The organism is Pseudomonas sp. PB106, from assembly GCF_009764645.1.
Lineage (GTDB): Bacteria > Pseudomonadota > Gammaproteobacteria > Pseudomonadales > Pseudomonadaceae > Aquipseudomonas.
Map to the genome: position 1 here is coordinate 1 of NZ_RWIM01000078.1, position 16909 is coordinate 16909.

The window sequence follows — 16909 nt, forward strand, 5'->3', positions numbered from 1 at the left end:
GCGATCTTTTGATCTGTCTTTTTAAAAACAACATCAAAAGATCGCAGCCTGCGGCAGCTCCTACAGGGGATATTCAGGCGAGGATGGTGAGCCATGCCGACAGCAGCAGTAACAGCGCCAGCACTGCATTCATGCGCTTGAATGCTCGCGGTGAGCCGATCAATCGCCTGCTGCCCACGCCCAGCAGCGCCCAAAGTGTCATGCACGGCAACGACACCAGCAGAAATGCCAACGACAACACCAACAGGCGCAGCGTCTTGTCGCCGCCGCCGACAAACACACTGACCACTGCCATGGCCATCATCCACACCTTGGGGTTGACCAGTTGCAGCGTTGCCGCGCCGAGCACGCTCAAGCCTTGTTCTTGCTGCTCGGTCGGGTTCAGTGATGGCGGTGCACTGCGAAAGATCTGCCAGGCTAGCCAACTCAACCAGAGCACGCCGACCCAGGCCATCGCTTGCTGCACACGAGGGAAACGCAGCAGTGTTTCGCCGGCACCGAGGCCCACCACCAGCACGATGAGCGCCGCCGCTGCGCAGGCACCAAAAATGATCGGCAGCGTGGCCAGCAAGCCTTGGCGCGAGCTGTGGCTCAACACCAGGATATTGGTCGGCCCGGGAGTGATGGACGCAACGAAAGCAAACAGCAGGAAGGGCAGTAATGACGCCATGGTGCAGATTCCCTGAAAGTGAAAACAGGGGGCCATGATTACTCGGCGGTGCGCGTCAGTCTGGAAGGTTTGAGCAACGCTTGCGGTAGTCCGCTGGTGTCAGTTGGTAGGCGCGGCGGAACCAGCGACCCAAGTGACTCTGATCGGCAAAACCCAGCACGCTGGCGACCTGCGCCGGTGTTTCACCGCGTGCCAGCAACTGCCGTGCCTTGGCCAAACGTAGCTGGATCAGGTACGCGTGCGGTGCCAGACCAAAGGCTGTCTTGAAGGCACGGCTCAGACGAAAACGATCCACTCCGCAGACGCGCGCCAGGTCATCAAGGCCGATGTCTTCATAGGTATGCGCGTGCAGGTAGTCCCGCGCCACTTGAGCCACCATCGGCAGGCGCGGATCGAAATCCTGACGCTTGCGCCAGGCGAGATGGCCAGTGAGCGAGCCCAGCAGGCCATCGATGGCGGTTTGGCGAACGATGCGCAAGTCGCCGTCATGCAGTGCGTGGAAGGCTTGATGAATGGCGGTCGCCAGACGCGGGTCCTGGCTCAGGGTGTCGGCAAAACCGGGCTGGCTGTCGGACGGCGCGTCTTCGAACAGCGCGTGCATTTCGCGCTCCAGCCAATGCGGATCGAGGTACAGCATCGAATAGGTGAAGCCGTCCTCAGTCGGCGCATGGCCATCGTGAATCTCCCCCGGTTCCAGCAAGATCGCCTGGCCCGGCGTACTGCGATGGCGCACGCGGCGGCAATTGAACTGCTGAACGCCTTGCTCGGTGACCCCAACGAGAAAGCTGTCATGCCAGTGCGGGTCGTAGGCATGCCCTTCGAAGTGAGCGCGAATCGATTCAATCCCGGTGTCGACATCCTGGGACAGATCGATCCAGTTGCGTTTATCCACGGAAGGCTCCAGGGCTCGGCTTTGAACAATGCGGCCTCATAAAGTACCGCGCAATGCACCTGGACGTTTAGAAGATTTGTGCAGAAAGGCGAGTGCAAAAGGCTAGACTCAACGGCACACGACCCTTTAGCGACAGGTGCAACGCGATGAACGACCGACGCTCGCTATGGGTTCTGCCTACCCTGATCGTCCTCAGCCTGACGCTGATCGCAGGCTGCTCGAACCGCAAGCATTATCCACCGTCCGGCGTCGGCGACAGCTGTTACGCCAAAGCCTTGCCGACCGTTGGCGAGGGAGGTCTGGCGTGGGGCTCCAGCCTGAACATGGCGCGGCAGAAATCGATGAATAACTGCATCCGCTACGCCGGCCGTTCAGGCGGCACGCCGAATACCTGTCAGGTGGTGTTGGCCAAATGTAAATAGCGTTTCATTGGCTTGGGTGCGTTGGTTGTGTGCATCTGGAACACCAATTTACAGGCGAAAAAAAACCGCCTTTGCGGGGCGGTTCTTTTGTAAACCTCGGTTTGCGGCCGGGGTTTGGTGCTTCACTAGCCGAACTGACGTGCAGGAATGGTAAGAGCCTTTGCTTCACCCTGCAACGGTGTTTTGGCCTTTCATCGGCGCCTATAGGTAATCATCCCGAGGGTGTAACTATTGACTGCATCAATAACAACCATTAACTCAATGAAGTTCTCATATCAGTACCACGGCGTAAGATCGGCTCCATTCCCAACCACGCAATCGGAGCACATCACCATGAAACGCCAAGTCCTTCTCGGTATCGCTTTCTCGATCTTCGCACTGAATGCTTTTGCCGCCACCGAAACCGATCCTTTGTTCAGTGACGCCGTTGCCGCTACTGAAACCGATCCTCTATTCAGCGACGCCGTTGCCTCTGATGGTTCGGATCATCTGCAGGGCAATCGGGTCGCGGAAGGCGGCGCGGATCGTCTGATCGAACGCCGTGCAGTCTGAATGCACGCACTTACCGCAGTCGCCACCGAAAAGCCCGGCCAGATCAGCCGGGCTTTTTCGCTTGAGCGACCATGACACGCTGGTAAAAGTGTTCGATTACCGGATACCCGATCTGTCGTCCGATTGCCCGCATCAGAACCGGGGCGTACTGTGACCGGTGAAGCCGTGAAACCATAATAATGACAAGATCGAGCACCGCCACATGGACAGCCATCTGCTGAGTGATCGCAGCAGCGTGTTTCGTCACGCTGACCCTTACGCCGTCTCCGACTACGTCAACCAGCACGTCGGCCAGCACTTCATCGGCCTGTCCAAAACCGCCCATCCGCAAGCCAGTCTCAATCACCGCAAACTCGCCGATCTCGATCTCGCACGCATCAGTTATGGCGGCAGTGTTCGCGTGACATCGCTGGCGCTGGAAACCGTTTACCACCTGCAAGTCCTGCTGCAAGGCAATTGCCTGTGGCGCGGGCACAAACACGAGCAACATCTGGTGCCGGGCGAACTGTTGCTGATCAACCCGGACGATCCGGTCGATCTGACCTACTCGGACGATTGCGAGAAATTCATCCTCAAGGTGCCGGTCAGCGTGCTCGAAACAGTGTGCGACGAGCAACGCTGGATACGCCCGGCGAGCGGTATTCGATTCCTGCGCAATCACTATCAGTTGAATGAGCTGGAAGGCTTCACCAACCTGCTGGCAATGATCTGCCAGGAAGCCGAGGCCAGCGATCCGTTGTTGCGGGTGCAGGAGCATTACGCGCAGATCATCGGCAGCAAACTGATTTCGCTGATGAACACCAACGTCAGCCGTGAATGCCTGAGTTCACCCAACGTCAGTTTTGAACGCATCCTCGATTACATCGAACGCAACCTGAAACGCGACTTGCCCGCCGAACATCTGGCCGCGCAAGCCAGCATGAGCCCGCGTTCGCTGTACACCTTGTTCGAACGCCAACTGGGCGTCACGCCGATGCAATACATCCGCCAGCGCAAGCTCGAACGCATCCACGCCTGCCTCAGCGACCCGAGTTGCCCGGTGCGCAATCTGACTGAACTGGCGCTGGATTACGGCTTCCTGCACCTGGGCCGTTTCTCCGAAAGCTATCGCCAACAGTTCGGCGAACTGCCGTCACAGACCTTCAAGCGCCGCCACTGATACCTCCCTTCGAAACACGCTGAATCATCTGCCGCGCCGTCCTGCACAAAACGGATAGCAGTCTGCAGGATTCGGCTATTGCCCCGCGCATCGCCTCCCTAATCTGACCTGGCCTGAACAATAACAATGGAGGCCCCGGCCATGTCCCTGGGAATCGACTACCTCAATGCCATGCTTGAAGAAGACAAGGAGAAGGGCGCCTACCGCTGCAAGCGGGAGATGTTCACCGATCCGCGTCTGTTCGAACTGGAGATGGCGCACATCTTCGAGGGCAACTGGATTTACCTCGCCCACGAAAGCCAGATCCCCAACAACAACGATTTTCTGACCACCACCATGGGGCGCCAGCCGATTTTTATCGCGCGCAACAAGGACGGTGTGCTCAACGCTTTTCTCAACGCCTGCAGCCATCGCGGCGCCATGCTCTGCCGACACAAGTCCGGCAACCGCTCCAGCTACACCTGCCCGTTCCACGGCTGGACGTTCAACAACAGCGGCAAACTGCTCAAAGTCAAAGATCCGAGCGAGGCGGGTTACCCGCAAGGCTTCAACCGCGAAGGCTCCCATGACCTGACCAAAGTGGCGCGCTTCGAATCCTATCGCGGCTTTCTGTTCGGCAGCTTGAACGCCGAGGTGAAATCCCTCGCGGAGCATTTGGGCGAGTCGGCAAAAATCATCGACATGATCGTCGACCAGTCGCCAGAAGGCCTGGAAGTGCTGCGCGGTTCCAGCTCCTATGTCTACGAAGGCAACTGGAAGCTCACCGCCGAAAATGGCGCCGACGGTTACCACGTCAGCTCAGTGCACTGGAACTACGCAGCGACTCAAAACCAGCGCCAGCAGCGCGAAGCGGGCGAAGCGATCAAGACCATGAGCGCCGGCAGTTGGGCAAAGAAGGGTGGCGGTTTTTACTCCTTCGATCACGGCCATCTGCTGCTCTGGACGCGCTGGGCCAACCCCGAAGACCGTCCGGCGTACGAGCGTCGCGATGAACTCGCTCGGGATTTCGGTCAGGCCCGCGCCGACTGGATGATCGAAAACTCGCGCAACCTGTGCCTTTACCCGAACGTGTATCTGATGGATCAGTTCAGTTCGCAGATCCGTATCGCCCGGCCGATTTCGGTCGACAAGACTGAAATCACCATCTACTGCATCGCCCCCAAAGGCGAGAGCGCCGAGGCCCGCGCCAAACGCATTCGTCAGTACGAAGATTTCTTCAATGTCAGCGGCATGGCCACGCCGGATGATCTGGAAGAATTCCGCTCGTGCCAGACCGGTTACGGCGCCGGACGCGGCTGGAACGACATGTCCCGAGGCGCGACCCACTGGGTCGAAGGCGCCGATGCCGCAGCCGAAGAAATCGACCTTAAACCGCTGCTTTCCGGCCTGCGCACCGAAGACGAAGGCCTGTTCGTCCTGCAACACAAGTACTGGCAGGAAACCATGCTCAAAGCGGCTGCCGCCGAACCACAACTGATTCCCGTGGAGGCCGTGTGATGAGCAACCTCTACGACAGCGTGCGTGATTTTCTCTACCGCGAGGCGCGTTATCTCGATGACGGTCAGTGGGATCAATGGCTGGAACTGTACGCCGCCGACGCGACGTTCTGGATGCCGGCCTGGGACGATCACGACACGCTCACCGAAGACCCGCAAAGCGAAATCTCCCTGATCTGGTACGGCAACCGTGGCGGCCTTGAAGACCGTATTTTCCGGATCAAGACCGAGCGCTCCAGCGCGACCATTCCCGACACCCGCACCTCGCACAACCTGAGCAACATCGAGATCGTCGGGCAGGGCGAAGGGCAATGCGAGGTGCGTTTCAACTGGCACACCCTGAGCTTCCGCTACCAGGTCACCGACAGCTACTTCGGCAGCAGTTTCTACACCCTCGATCTGCGCGGCGAGCAGCCGCTGATCAAGGCCAAGAAAGTCGTGCTGAAAAACGATTACGTCCGTCAGGTCATCGACATCTACCACATCTAGTCGGCACGGCGAGGTGCACCATGAATTTCCAGATCGCATTGAATTTTGAAGACGGCGTCACCCGTTTCATCGAGGCTGGCAGCCATGAAACCGTTGCCGACGCGGCGTATCGCCAAGGCATCAACATCCCGCTGGACTGCCGCGATGGGGCCTGCGGCACCTGCAAATGTTTCGCCGAGGCCGGGCGTTACGACATGGGCGACAACTTCATCGAAGACGCCTTGAGCCCGGACGAACTCGCGCAAGGTTTTGTGCTGACTTGCCAGATGCGCGCCGAAAGCGATTGCGTGGTGCGAGTGCCGGCAGGTTCGCAGGTCTGCAAGACCGAACAGGCGAATTTCCAGGCCGCGATCAGCGATGTCCGGCAATTGTCCGAGAGCACCATCGCGCTGTCGATCAAGGGCGAGGCGCTGAGCAAACTGGCGTTTCTGCCGGGGCAATACGTCAATCTGCAAGTGCCGGGCAGCGAGCAGAGTCGCGCTTACTCCTTCAGCTCGTTGCAGAAGGATGGCGAGGTCAGCTTTCTGATTCGCAATGTGCCCGGCGGCTTGATGAGCAGCTTCCTCACCGGGCTGGCCAAGGCTGGCGACAGCATGAACCTGGCCGGGCCGTTGGGCAGTTTCTACCTGCGCGAAATCAAGCGGCCGCTGCTGTTGCTGGCCGGCGGCACGGGCCTGGCACCGTTCACCGCGATGCTGGAAAAGATCGCCGAGCAGGGCAGCGATCATCCCGTGCATTTGATCTATGGCGTGACCAACGATTTCGATCTGGTCGAACTTGATCGCCTCGAAGCCTTCGCCGCCCGCATTCCGAACTTCAGTTTTAGTGCCTGCGTGGCCAATCCGCAGAGCGCGTACCCGCTCAAGGGCTACGTCACCCAGCACATCGAACCGCGCCACCTCAACGCAGGCGACGTCGACGTGTACCTCTGCGGGCCGCCACCGATGGTTGAGGCGGTCAGCCAATACATCCGCGAGCAGGGCATCACCCCGGCGAACTTCTATTACGAAAAATTCGCCGCTGCGGCTGCCTGAACCCTTTCTGCGAGGTTGTCATGAACAACAGATTCTCCAACAAGGTCGCGCTGGTCACCGGCGCGGCGCAAGGCATCGGCCGCCGCGTCTGCGAGCGCCTGCTCAACGAAGGCGCGCAAGTGGTCGCGGTCGACCGCTCCGAACTGGTTCACGAACTGCACGGCGAAGGTGTTCTGGCATTGACGGCTGACCTCGAACAGTACGCCGATTGCGCCCGCGTCATGGCCAAGGCGATCAACACATTCGGCCGTCTCGACATCCTGGTCAACAACGTCGGTGGCACGATCTGGGCCAAGCCGTTCGAACACTACGAAGTCGAGCAGATCGAGGCTGAAGTACGTCGCTCGCTGTTCCCGACCTTGTGGTGCTGCCATGCCGCGCTGCCGTACATGCTCAAGCAAGGTCGCGGCGCCATCGTCAACGTTTCATCGATTGCCACCCGCAGCGTCAATCGCGTGCCCTACGGCGCGGCCAAGGGCGGCATCAACGCACTTACCGCGTGCCTGGCCTTCGAAAACGCCGAGCGCGGCATTCGTGTCAACGCCACGGCTCCCGGCGGTACCGAAGCGCCGCCTCGACGCATCCCGCGTAACGCCGGCGAACAGTCGGCGCAGGAGCAGGCCTGGTATCAGGAAATCGTCGCGCAAACCCTCGATAGCAGCTTGATGAAACGCTACGGCAGCCTCGACGAACAGGTCGGCGCGATCCTCTTTCTCGCCTCCGACGACGCCTCCTACATCACCGGCGTGACCTTGCCGGTCGGTGGCGGCGATCTCGGTTGAGCACTTCTGAAGGGATACTCAAATGCAGCGAATTCTGATTGAAAACCTGACGACGATCATCGTCGACCTGCCGACCATCCGCCCGCACAAATTGGCGATGCACACCATGCAAAAGCAGACGCTGGTGATCCTGCGGCTGCGCTGCAGCGATGGCGTCGAGGGCATCGGCGAAGCCACCACCATTGGCGGTCTCGCTTACGGTTACGAAAGCCCGGAAAGCATCAAGGCCAACATCGACGCGCATCTGGCTCCGGCGCTGGTGGGCATGGCCGCTGACAACATCAATGCCGCCATGCAGCGGCTCGACAAGATCGCCAAAGGCAACACCTTCGCCAAATCGGCTATCGAAAGTGCGCTGCTCGATGCCCAAGGCAAACGTCTCGGTCTGCCGGTCAGCGAACTGTTGGGCGGGCGCGTCCGGGACAGCCTGGAAGTCGCTTGGACGCTGGCCAGCGGTGACACCGCCCGCGACATCGCCGAGGCCGAACAGATGCTCGAAGCGCGGCGTCATCGCATCTTCAAACTGAAAATCGGTGCCAACCCGCTGGAACAGGATCTCAAACACGTCGTGGCGATCAAAAAGGCCCTCGGCGAGCGCGCCAGTGTGCGGGTCGACGTCAACCAGTATTGGGACGAGTCCCAGGCGATTCGTGGCTGTCAGGTCCTGGGTGAAAATGGCATCGACCTGATTGAGCAGCCGATTTCCCGGGTCAATCGCTCCGGGCAGATTCGCCTGAACCAGCGCAGCCCGGCACCGATCATGGCCGACGAGTCAATTGAAAGTGTCGAGGACGCCTTCAGCCTCGCGGCGGACGGTGCGGCCAGTGTGTTCGCCCTGAAAATCGGCAAAAACGGCGGCCCCCGCGCCGTGCTCAGAACCGCGCAGATCGCCGAAGCCGCCGGCATCGCGCTGTACGGCGGCACCATGCTCGAGGGCTCCATCGGCACGCTGGCTTCGGCCCATGCCTTCCTCACGCTCAAGCAACTGACCTGGGACACCGAGCTGTTCGGGCCGTTGCTGCTGACCGAAGACATCGTCACCGCGAGGCCCGAATACCGCGATTTCCACCTGCACATCCCAGCCACACCAGGCCTTGGCCTGATCCTGGATGAACAACGTCTGGCGCGTTTTCGCCGCCACTGAATCAGGAGAGCCAGCATGCTGTTCCACGTAAAAATGACCGTGAAATTGCCCGTCGACATGGACCCGGCCGTCGCCACCCGACTCAAGGCGGACGAAAAAGAACTGGCGCAACGCCTGCAACGTGAAGGGCAGTGGCGCCATTTGTGGCGTATCGCCGGGCACTACGCCAATTACAGCGTGTTCGACGTGCCAAGCGTCGAAGCGCTGCACGACACGCTGATGCAATTGCCGTTGTTTGCGTACATGGACATCGAGATCGATGGCCTCTGCCGGCATCCGTCGTCGATCCACAGCGACGATCGCTGAAGTCACCGCTGAACCCTGTGGGAGCTGGCTTGCCAGCGATAGCGATCGATCCACTGGCAACAATGTTGGATGACACACCGCAATCGCTGGCAAGCCAGCTCCCACAGGGAAATTTGCCTGGATTCAAGAACTGCACCGACAAAACAACAAGATGAGGTAAGCCACCATGACCGTGAAAATTGCCCACACCCCCGAGCTGCAAAAGTTCTTCAAAGAAGCCGCCGGTTTTGCCAATGACGACGGTAGTTCGCGCCTGAAGAACATCGTCCTGCGCATTTTGCAGGACACTGCGACCATCATCGAAGACCTCGACATCAGCGAAGACGAGTTCTGGAAAGCCGTCGATTATCTCAATCGCCTGGGCGGTCGCTCAGAGGCCGGGTTACTGGTCGCCGGCCTTGGTATCGAACACTTTCTCGACCTGTTGCAAGACGCCAAGGATGCGCAGATCGGTTTGACCGGCGGCACGCCGCGCACCATCGAAGGCCCGCTGTATGTGGCCGGAGCCCCCCTGTGCGAAGGCGAATGCCGGATGGACGACGGCAGCGAGGAGGGCATCGCCACCGTGATGTTCCTCGAAGGCCAGGTGTTCGATCTTCACGGCCAACCGCTGCCAGGCGCCACCGTCGACCTGTGGCACGCCAACACCAAAGGCACTTACTCGTTCTTCGACCCGAGCCAGTCCGAGTACAACCTGCGCCGTCGCATCATCACCGACGCCGAAGGCCGCTACCGCGCGCGCAGCATCGTGCCATCCGGTTACGGCTGCGATCCACAAGGCCCGACCCAGGAATGCCTGAACCTGCTCGGCCGCCATGGTCAACGCCCGGCTCACGTGCACTTTTTCATCAGTGCACCGGGGCATCGGCATCTGACAACGCAGATCAATCTGTCGGGCGACCAATATCTGTGGGACGACTTTGCTTATGCGACCCGTGAAGGGCTGGTGGGGGAAGTGCTGTTCCACGAGGAAGACGTCTCTGGGCGACATGCCGAACTGAAGTTCGACTTCCAGCTGCAACCGGCACCGGATGCCAGTGCCGAACAACGCAGCCAACGGCCACGTGCGTTGCAAGACGCTTGATACCGAATCGTCTGTGCCCCTGACCCTCTCTCTCGAGAGAGGACTGGGGTATGCCGGGGTAAGCGCCCCAGCAGGCTGCGTTCGCAGCGCATACCTGTGGGAGTCTCGTTTGCCAGCGAAAGCGGCATTCCAGACACCAGAATCATTGAATAACGCTAAGCACTCGCCGGTTTCGCCAAGGCAATCCCCGCGGCTCCCAGCCGTTTGAGAATCTCGAACAACAGATCACTCTTGGTCACGCCGACAATCCTCGGGCTGGCGACGTAACCGGTCACCGTCAGGGTAATCCCGTCCGGCGACAACTTGCTGAAGCGCACGAACGGCGCCGGTTTTTCGAGGATGGTTTCGTTCTCGCGGTAGGTGTTGAGCAGCAGATCCTTTACCTCCTCAGGATCGATATCCAGCGGGAACATCAACTCCAGCGTCGCCACGCCCTGAGCGCTGCCACCCAGCGTGACGTTGCGCAAGTTCTGCGAGATCAGTTGCGAGTTGGGCACGATGACAATCGAACGGTCACTGAGCTGAATCTCCGTGGCGCGCACGTTGATCCGGCGGATGTCGCCTTCGACGCCGCTGATGCTGATCAAATCGCCAACCTTCACTGGCCGTTCGGTCAGCAGAATCAGACCTGAGACGAAGTTCTTCACGATCTCCTGCAAACCAAAACCAATCCCCACCGACAGCGCACTGACGATCCACGCCAGATTGGTCCACTGCACGCCCAGCGACGACAGGGTCAGCAGAATCACAAACGCGTAACCGATATTGGAAAACAGCGTGCTCAGCGACGCACACATGCCCGGATCCATGTCGGTCTTGGGCAGGAACTCGTTGTCCAGCCAGCGGCGCAGCGCGCGGATCAACCAGATGCCGATCATCAACGCCAGCACCGCGTTGAGCAGGTGCGCCGGGACGATATTGAACTTACGCAACCCGGCGCCGCCGAGGATCGCCATGATGTTGCTCGCCAATTGCCCGAGCGTGGTGCCAATGCCACCCACGAACAGCGCGATTACCGCCAGCAGCAACAGGGCCGCGCGGCTGAAACCGGAGAGCAATATCGAAATCTGATCGAGGCGTCGATCACCGATGCCGAGCAACTGCTTGAGGGCCTTGCCGCTCGCATGCTTGGGCGAAAAGGCGTACTCGCAGCCGTCCTTGATCACCTGAATCAGCAGGTAAAAACCCGTCAGCACGATGTACGCCCAGACCACTTCATAGGTGATGAAGCGGGCCAGCGACACGTAACCGGTGAGCAGCGCAATCGTCGAAACGAACATCGCAATAGTCGCGATGGTGTACATCACGCCGGCAAACGTACTGTTGGCTTGCGCGTCATTGGCGGCGACCAGGGCCTTGCGCACTTTGCCGACGCGCAACAGCAGTGTCACGACAATCACCATGACGGCAATCGACGTGACACCGCGCCCGGCGAGCACGATCTGGCTGCTCATGCCGGTGGCATTGCACACCTGCACCAACGTCACCAGCACCAGTAAAGTGCCGGACAGAATCCGCGGAAAGCGCTTCAGCGCTTGCGCCACCTGATCATGAATCGCCGGCAGCCGCCACGACGGATGATCGATCGACAACAACGCCCGGCTAAGCCCGGTGATCAACACGCAAGCGTAGACAGCCTTTTCGAACTCCTCGGAAAACGTCGACAGCACCGGCGTCAGCGGCGCGTGACGGGTTAGGGCGTAAAACAGCAAATGCAGGGCGAGGGCGGTGGTCGCGATCGTTGCGAGCGCCGAAGCGAATGCCAGCGCACTGCGACGCAAACGTCCCTCGGGCACCCGATGGATGCAAATCCAGGTCAGCCCGCGCTCGGCCAGCCGCCGTCCGAATGTCCAGACCAGCAACGCCACCACCAGCAGCACCACGGTGAAAAAATGTCGCCCCGGCGCCCACACCGTGGCCCAGGTTTGCTCCACTTGCTCGACGAAAAAACTGAAACGTTGACGATCATCCAGCGAAGGCCGAACCAGCGGTGCCCAGAAATGCGGGTCGAGCACACTGAGCGTGCCCAGTGTCAGCTCACTCTCCAGCAACGTGCGCCGAATGCCGGCGATCTGCGTGATCAGATCCGCCGCGCTCTGCTTCAACGCCGCCAGACTCTTCAGCGTCCCATCAACCTTGTTCTTCTGCTCCGTCAGCGCTGCCCGCTGCGCGACGATATCCGCCTGCTCGGCGGCGATATCCGTATCCGGCGCCGCGCCCAACACACCCAGCTGCACGGTCAACTGCGCCTGCTGCGGCAACAACGCAGCCGATAACTTATCGACATCCAGAATGAACGCCTGCACTCGATCCTGCGGGCCTTCGAGCTGGTTGTAATTGTTCGCCGACGATATTTGTTGTTTGAGCCCGTCGAGGCGTTGTTGCAGGGCCTGAAGTTCGTTTTGCGAAATCACCGGGAGCGGCGCGGCAGCGCTCGCGACAGGCGCCGGCAGATCGGCTGCCCACAGTGATGAACTGCCGCCAGTGAGGAGCAGGAATGCGATGAGAAACAACGACTTCAAGGTGTGGCGCATGGCGCAGGCCGATTCTCAATGAACACACAGTCTATGAGGTTAGGTGATCGGGCCGGATGGGGCGAAAAAGTTTCAGGGCAGCAGGTGAATCAGCCGTGGTTCCAGCGCATCAGCGCCCACGTCGAGCAAGGCGAGGGTCACCGGAAGTTTGAAACGCCGGCGCCCGGCGCTGCCCGGGTTCAGGTAAAGCCGCTCGCCACGCCATTCGATCAAGGGTTTGTGGGAATGGCCGGAGATGATCAGTCGGGTCTGGCTGTCGAGGAGGGCGGGGATGTCGGCGATGTCGTGGATCAGCAGGGTGGGCCAGCCGTTGAGGTCGAGGGTGAGGTGGTCGGGGAGATCCTTTGCCCAAGGCAGACCCAGATCATTGTTGCCGCGCACGGCGTGGACCGGGGCGATTTGCGCCAATTCGGTGAGGATTTCGGCGCTGCCGATGTCGCCGGCGTGGAGGATAAGGTCGACGCCTTGGATCGCGGTCAGCGCCTCGGGGCGGAGGAGGCCGTGGGTGTCGGAGATGATGGCGGTTTTCATGGGGGAGAGATTAGCAGGGTTGTTCTGGATGGCTGTATTCGCCCCGTGGGCATCAACCTTGGTGAGAGGCGCCGTCGGTATACTGTTCGCTCAGAAACCTCCGATGACCTACCAAGGAACCTGCAATGCCTGCCGGAAAACGTGAACTGGCGCGACTGGAACGCCTGCTGATCACCACACTGACCGAAGCGTGCGAAACCGCAAAAAGTGAAATCCAAGGCTTTACCTGGCTCACCCACACGGGTGACCTGAACGCAGTGGCTGAAACCCTGAAAATAACCTGGGTGTTCGAAACCCTGGCCGACAGAAAGCTCGCACAGCTTGAGGCGAAAGCGCGAATCCTTGAGCTGACGGCCACCGCGCTGAATGAAGCCGGTATCGAGCTTAAACTGACCGATCACAATGTCCGCTTCGACTCTGAGCAGGAGTGCCAGAGCAGCCATGCTGGCGATTGGCAGAAGCGTTTGGCCAAGGGCTAGGTGTGGGCATTCGGCGGAAAAATGCTCGAAGTGCGTCATTCTTCCAAGAAGTCAAAACGCAGCAAAACAATTTGAACCGCTCTTGGGCACGCTCACCTAATGATTAGCCCATGGATAATTCCACAGGCGATCTGCCAATACCGGCATGCTCCGAGAGGTGGTCAACGTGGCTAAAGACGATAAGAAAAGCAAAGGTGAAGCTTCCAAAGCCAGTAAGGAACTGAAAGACAAGAAGTCATCACCGACGAAGAAGGCTGCGGCCGCTTCGACTCTTTCGAAATCCTCCGATAAGGACAAGAAAGACAAGAAAAAAGATGCCGAACCGAAGAAGTCTGCCAAGAAGGCTGATAGCAAACCTGAAAAGGCCAAGAAGTCAGACAAATCAGAGAAAGCAGAAAAACCGGCGAAAAAGAAAAAGTAACTTCGCTGTCGGCCAGGGCATTTACGCCCTGGCTACTTCTGGCCGTTGAAATCAATTCGGCATCAGCACCGTATCGATAACATGAATCACGCCGTTGGATTGCATGACGTCAGCGATGGTAATGGCTGCCTTACCTCCTTTGGCATCCACCAGCCACAGCTTGCCCTCGTTCAGCATGATGGTCAGTGATTCCCCCTGGACGGTTTTCAGCATAACTTTGCCGTCGTGCATTTTGGCGTCAGCCATCAACTGCTTGGCGGTATGAGTTCCCGGCACGACGTGGTAAGTCAGGATCTTTGTCAGGTCAGCCTTGTGTTCCGGTTTGACCAACGTGTCGACAGTCCCGGCGGGCAGTTTGGCGAAGGCCTCATTGGTGGGGGCGAAGACGGTAAACGGTCCTTTACCGTTGAGGGTATCGACAAGCCCGGCAGCCTTTACCGCAGCGACGAGCGTCGTGTGATCCTTGGAATTGACTGCGTTCTCGACGATGGTTTTCGTCGGATACATAGCGGCGCCACCGACCATCACGTTATCGGCGGCGAAACCGAGTCCAGCGCCAAGGCTCAGCATTGTCAGGCAGGTAATCGCGATGCGTTTGAAGAAAGTGTGCATGGTGTGTCTCCTGGATTCTTCGACCCTTCGAGTGAGGGTATTGAATTTACGGAGCGGAGGCGGGAATGGATGCAGGTTTGGGGAAATGTTTTTAGGGGAGCGCCGTTTTTGGGCCGAAGCGGGCGTTTGTGGACGGCAGCTTTCGGCCAAAAGCGGCCACTCGTAACCGGCAGTTTCCGCAGTGAATCAGGCAACCGTCGATCAATCTCGCGGAGTCTGGCCAGTCGAGTTTCCAATGCTCGCGAGAAAAATGCGGGTATCCCGATTAGAGCGCAGACAAACGACACGGCAAGCTGAAGGCGCTGTTGCAACAAGTTGCTGCATCTTTGCTCGCGCTGATTTTTTCGTCCGCCACATGAATCTAAAAAACTCTGGCAGGTTCATCAGCAGTTCGGGGCAGTTCTCCGGCAAGTCAGGCCGCGACTGGCCGCGTTGGAGCAGCGTCCTACGCAGTACGCGCAAGAATCTAAGCGTCGCCGAACGATCAATCCATATCAAAAGATCTGCACGGGCCAGCCGATTGTCCCAAGTGGCTGAATGGCCACCTTCGAATATCCAACAATCTCGGGCTTCTACATCGAGACAAAGCTGTGTCTTCTCGTCCCGACTTCGTTCGATCCACCCTGGCTGCCAGTGAATAGTATCGATATGAACGACCGGCAAACCCGTGCGCCGACCAAGCTCACGCGCCAAAGTGCTTTTGCCTGACCCAGGTTGACCAACAATCATCACCCGTTGCATCGAAGCTCCTTCTCGCTATGCAAGCTGATTTTTGGGGGTGGCGATTTTAGGTCAATGCCTATCTCGGTCAACAACAAGCGGTCAGCGTGACAGGCAGCTTTAGGCCGATTACTGCCTAATGTGGGGGCTGCAGCCACCCAAAGCGGACGGATCGACCCAGAACTTGAGTCGATCTATCAATGTCGGCTAGAAATGCCAGTCCTCAGCGTGAACGAGACGGCAGAATGGGCCCGCCAGGGTTGCATTATGATGAGCGATGATATTTTCAGCCTTCAAAGCGGGAGTGTCGGTGCAGGTATGACCATCGGCGATCAGTACTGCATCGAATCCAAGGTCCCGTGCGGCGCGGCAGGTGCTATCGACACAATACTGGGTCTTCATCCCGGCAATAACCACGCCCTGAGAACCACAAGCCTTAAGTCGATCGGCTAGGTCAGTCATGGCAAAAGCGTTAGGCCGGCTTTTTTTGAAAATCACTTCGTCGCCCTGCAGCAACAGTTCCTCTACCAGTTGCGTCAACGGGCTTCCTGGTTCGATAGGCGAGCCGGGCGGCCCTTCGTGGCGAGCAAGAAAAATTGGCGCGCCGGCCATACGGGCTTTAATCAATAGATTATTCAACGTATTCAGCAGCGCCTCACCAGCCCACGGTTTATCCGGGCCATGAAACAATCCAACCTGCATATCAAGAATCAACAGTGCATGCATAGTGCTTTTCCTTGCATTTGGACCAGCGACACAAGGGCAAAAGAAAAGGCCCTATCCATCACTGGCGGGCCTTTGAAGTTCGTGCGTTATTGGCTCACGACACCTCTCACGACCCGCCTCGGGCGGTCGTGGTAGTGGTGGTCGAGGCAATCTGTAGCTGATGCATAAGTGGACAGTACCCGCGTGGTACTGGGTTGGCAAGTGGACGAGATCTACGCGATGGCTACTTCTTGTGTTGCTCGTTGACGTCCGCTTTTGGTTGAAAACTGAGACCAAGACTGACCGGTTTTGGCCGAAGGCTGCTGCTCGCGAACGACTACTTTCGGCCAAAAGCGGACGATCAATTAGTAGTTGTAACAAAGAGTTGTCCGCCATTTAATGAGTGATCGAACACCAGGTTGATGAAACGAAAATGAGTAAATTGGGTTGCACATGTGGCCATGTGATTACCGATCAGACCGACGGCTTGCCCTATAAGGCGAGCCTGCTTCGCGACGAGGTAGAAAATGAATTTTGGGAAGAGGTGCACCGTGAACTCAAACCTCTGGTAGAGGCGGCGGAGTCCGGAGACAAGGCTGCGATCGCAGATGCATTTGGCGAGTTTTCACCCTGGTTCAGCGCTGCTGACAAGCTGCAAGACCGGATATCCAGCCTCTACATTCGCCGAATGTCGAGTGCCTACGAGTGCCAGAACTGTGGACGCCTTTGGGTGCAAAAAGATGACAGTGAAAGATTTGTTTCCTATGTCCCTGAGGAAGGCGCATATGGCGCAATCCTGGCAGTAGCATCAGGAGGATCTGAAAATCTGAATTAAGCGTTCGCGATGGGTCGGAAGCGGAGATTGCAATCGGCAGCA

The 16909-nt window shown here is 58.7% G+C and carries 20 protein-coding genes; 13 read left to right on the forward strand and 7 right to left on the reverse strand.

Going from position 1 to position 16909, the window contains the following annotated elements; all coding sequences use genetic code 11:
* Positions 1-73: 73 nt before the first annotated feature.
* Both EJA71_RS09860 and EJA71_RS09865 read right to left on the reverse strand, forming a co-directional pair.
* Positions 74-670 (reverse strand): LysE family translocator, encoded by a 597-nt coding sequence (locus EJA71_RS09860; protein WP_158956382.1) that lies wholly within the window; start codon positions 668-670, stop codon positions 74-76.
* A gap of 55 nt (positions 671-725) precedes the next feature.
* Positions 726-1562 carry an AraC family transcriptional regulator gene (locus tag EJA71_RS09865; protein ID WP_158956384.1) on the reverse strand — a complete coding sequence of 279 codons (837 nt, stop codon included), beginning with the start codon at positions 1560-1562 and terminating at the stop codon, positions 726-728.
* Between the two features lie 146 nt (positions 1563-1708).
* Here EJA71_RS09865 and EJA71_RS09870 point away from each other — a divergent pair, with 146 nt between their 5' ends.
* From EJA71_RS09870 to catA, 10 genes are all read left to right on the forward strand, one after another.
* Complete coding sequence (locus tag EJA71_RS09870; RefSeq protein ID WP_158956386.1) at positions 1709-1984, forward strand: hypothetical protein; 276 nt, start codon at positions 1709-1711, stop codon at positions 1982-1984.
* A 333-nt stretch (positions 1985-2317) separates the two neighbouring features.
* Positions 2318-2536, forward strand: a complete 219-nt coding sequence (locus tag EJA71_RS09875) for a hypothetical protein (protein WP_105707715.1) — start codon at positions 2318-2320, stop codon at positions 2534-2536.
* A gap of 202 nt (positions 2537-2738) precedes the next feature.
* The gene (locus EJA71_RS09880; protein ID WP_158956388.1) at positions 2739-3695 is read left to right on the forward strand and encodes an AraC family transcriptional regulator; all 957 of its coding nucleotides are present in this window, start codon (positions 2739-2741) and stop codon (positions 3693-3695) included.
* 141 nt (positions 3696-3836) lie between these two features.
* Complete coding sequence (gene benA, locus EJA71_RS09885; protein WP_158956390.1) at positions 3837-5192, forward strand: benzoate 1,2-dioxygenase large subunit; 1356 nt, start codon at positions 3837-3839, stop codon at positions 5190-5192.
* Entirely contained in the window at positions 5192-5680 is a 489-nt protein-coding gene (gene benB / locus EJA71_RS09890) for a benzoate 1,2-dioxygenase small subunit (RefSeq protein ID WP_158956392.1), read from the forward strand. The genes benA and benB overlap by 1 nt, the downstream gene beginning before the upstream one ends.
* Positions 5681-5700: 20 nt before the next feature.
* Complete coding sequence (gene benC / locus EJA71_RS09895) at positions 5701-6714, forward strand: benzoate 1,2-dioxygenase electron transfer component BenC (RefSeq protein WP_158956394.1); 1014 nt, start codon at positions 5701-5703, stop codon at positions 6712-6714.
* Between the two features lie 20 nt (positions 6715-6734).
* Positions 6735-7496: a 1,6-dihydroxycyclohexa-2,4-diene-1-carboxylate dehydrogenase gene (locus EJA71_RS09900; protein WP_158956396.1), complete on the forward strand. Its 762-nt coding sequence runs from the start codon at positions 6735-6737 to the stop codon at positions 7494-7496.
* Positions 7497-7518: 22 nt separating this feature from the next.
* Positions 7519-8640 (forward strand): muconate cycloisomerase family protein, encoded by a 1122-nt coding sequence (locus EJA71_RS09905; RefSeq protein ID WP_158956398.1) that lies wholly within the window; start codon positions 7519-7521, stop codon positions 8638-8640.
* 15 nt (positions 8641-8655) lie between these two features.
* The gene (catC, locus tag EJA71_RS09910; protein WP_158956400.1) at positions 8656-8946 is read left to right on the forward strand and encodes a muconolactone Delta-isomerase; all 291 of its coding nucleotides are present in this window, start codon (positions 8656-8658) and stop codon (positions 8944-8946) included.
* Positions 8947-9112: 166 nt separating this feature from the next.
* Complete coding sequence (gene catA, locus EJA71_RS09915) at positions 9113-10030, forward strand: catechol 1,2-dioxygenase (RefSeq protein ID WP_158956402.1); 918 nt, start codon at positions 9113-9115, stop codon at positions 10028-10030.
* A gap of 155 nt (positions 10031-10185) precedes the next feature.
* Here the strand turns inward: catA and EJA71_RS09920 are convergent, their stop codons facing one another.
* Both EJA71_RS09920 and EJA71_RS09925 read right to left on the reverse strand, forming a co-directional pair.
* Positions 10186-12564: a DUF3772 domain-containing protein gene (locus EJA71_RS09920; RefSeq protein ID WP_158956404.1), complete on the reverse strand. Its 2379-nt coding sequence runs from the start codon at positions 12562-12564 to the stop codon at positions 10186-10188.
* Between the two features lie 72 nt (positions 12565-12636).
* Positions 12637-13095, reverse strand: a complete 459-nt coding sequence (locus EJA71_RS09925) for a metallophosphoesterase family protein (RefSeq protein WP_158956406.1) — start codon at positions 13093-13095, stop codon at positions 12637-12639.
* A 125-nt stretch (positions 13096-13220) separates the two neighbouring features.
* On the opposite strand from EJA71_RS09925, the gene EJA71_RS09930 reads away from it, so the two are divergent.
* A complete protein-coding gene (locus EJA71_RS09930) occupies positions 13221-13574 on the forward strand; it encodes a hypothetical protein (protein WP_158956408.1) in 354 nt (117 codons plus the stop codon).
* Positions 13575-13731: 157 nt separating this feature from the next.
* A complete protein-coding gene (locus EJA71_RS09935; protein ID WP_163005357.1) occupies positions 13732-13995 on the forward strand; it encodes a hypothetical protein in 264 nt (87 codons plus the stop codon).
* Between the two features lie 51 nt (positions 13996-14046).
* Here the strand turns inward: EJA71_RS09935 and EJA71_RS09940 are convergent, their stop codons facing one another.
* The 3 genes from EJA71_RS09940 to EJA71_RS09950 all read right to left on the reverse strand — a co-directional run bounded on the left by EJA71_RS09940 (position 14047) and on the right by EJA71_RS09950 (position 16053).
* Entirely contained in the window at positions 14047-14607 is a 561-nt protein-coding gene (locus EJA71_RS09940) for a fasciclin domain-containing protein (RefSeq protein ID WP_158956410.1), read from the reverse strand.
* Positions 14608-14808: 201 nt separating this feature from the next.
* Complete coding sequence (locus EJA71_RS27540; protein WP_256671614.1) at positions 14809-15348, reverse strand: AAA family ATPase; 540 nt, start codon at positions 15346-15348, stop codon at positions 14809-14811.
* Between the two features lie 186 nt (positions 15349-15534).
* Positions 15535-16053: an isochorismatase family protein gene (locus tag EJA71_RS09950; protein ID WP_158956414.1), complete on the reverse strand. Its 519-nt coding sequence runs from the start codon at positions 16051-16053 to the stop codon at positions 15535-15537.
* Positions 16054-16465: 412 nt separating this feature from the next.
* Between EJA71_RS09950 and EJA71_RS09955 the strand changes: the two genes are divergently transcribed.
* On the forward strand, positions 16466-16867 hold the full coding sequence (locus EJA71_RS09955) for a hypothetical protein (protein WP_178113675.1): 402 nt from the start codon (positions 16466-16468) through the stop codon (positions 16865-16867).
* Positions 16868-16909 lie beyond the last annotated feature (42 nt).

Excerpts from the sequence above, each read along its gene's own strand:
- catA (WP_158956402.1), top strand. The coding sequence starts at position 9,113 with ATGACCGTGAAAATTGCCCACACCCCCGAGCTGCAAAAGTTCTTCAAA.
- benC (WP_158956394.1), top strand. The coding sequence starts at position 5,701 with ATGAATTTCCAGATCGCATTGAATTTTGAAGACGGCGTCACCCGTTTC.
- EJA71_RS09940 (WP_158956410.1), bottom strand. The coding sequence starts at position 14,607 with ATGCACACTTTCTTCAAACGCATCGCGATTACCTGCCTGACAATGCTG.
- EJA71_RS09870 (WP_158956386.1), top strand. The coding sequence starts at position 1,709 with ATGAACGACCGACGCTCGCTATGGGTTCTGCCTACCCTGATCGTCCTC.
- EJA71_RS09900 (WP_158956396.1), top strand. The coding sequence starts at position 6,735 with ATGAACAACAGATTCTCCAACAAGGTCGCGCTGGTCACCGGCGCGGCG.
- benA (WP_158956390.1), top strand. The coding sequence starts at position 3,837 with ATGTCCCTGGGAATCGACTACCTCAATGCCATGCTTGAAGAAGACAAG.
- catC (WP_158956400.1), top strand. The coding sequence starts at position 8,656 with ATGCTGTTCCACGTAAAAATGACCGTGAAATTGCCCGTCGACATGGAC.
- EJA71_RS09930 (WP_158956408.1), top strand. The coding sequence starts at position 13,221 with ATGCCTGCCGGAAAACGTGAACTGGCGCGACTGGAACGCCTGCTGATC.
- EJA71_RS27540 (WP_256671614.1), bottom strand. The coding sequence starts at position 15,348 with ATGCAACGGGTGATGATTGTTGGTCAACCTGGGTCAGGCAAAAGCACT.
- benB (WP_158956392.1), top strand. The coding sequence starts at position 5,192 with ATGAGCAACCTCTACGACAGCGTGCGTGATTTTCTCTACCGCGAGGCG.
- EJA71_RS09875 (WP_105707715.1), top strand. The coding sequence starts at position 2,318 with ATGAAACGCCAAGTCCTTCTCGGTATCGCTTTCTCGATCTTCGCACTG.
- EJA71_RS09905 (WP_158956398.1), top strand. The coding sequence starts at position 7,519 with ATGCAGCGAATTCTGATTGAAAACCTGACGACGATCATCGTCGACCTG.
- EJA71_RS09920 (WP_158956404.1), bottom strand. The coding sequence starts at position 12,564 with ATGCGCCACACCTTGAAGTCGTTGTTTCTCATCGCATTCCTGCTCCTC.
- EJA71_RS09880 (WP_158956388.1), top strand. The coding sequence starts at position 2,739 with ATGGACAGCCATCTGCTGAGTGATCGCAGCAGCGTGTTTCGTCACGCT.
- EJA71_RS09925 (WP_158956406.1), bottom strand. The coding sequence starts at position 13,095 with ATGAAAACCGCCATCATCTCCGACACCCACGGCCTCCTCCGCCCCGAG.
- EJA71_RS09950 (WP_158956414.1), bottom strand. The coding sequence starts at position 16,053 with ATGCATGCACTGTTGATTCTTGATATGCAGGTTGGATTGTTTCATGGC.
- EJA71_RS09860 (WP_158956382.1), bottom strand. The coding sequence starts at position 670 with ATGGCGTCATTACTGCCCTTCCTGCTGTTTGCTTTCGTTGCGTCCATC.
- EJA71_RS09955 (WP_178113675.1), top strand. The coding sequence starts at position 16,466 with ATGAGTAAATTGGGTTGCACATGTGGCCATGTGATTACCGATCAGACC.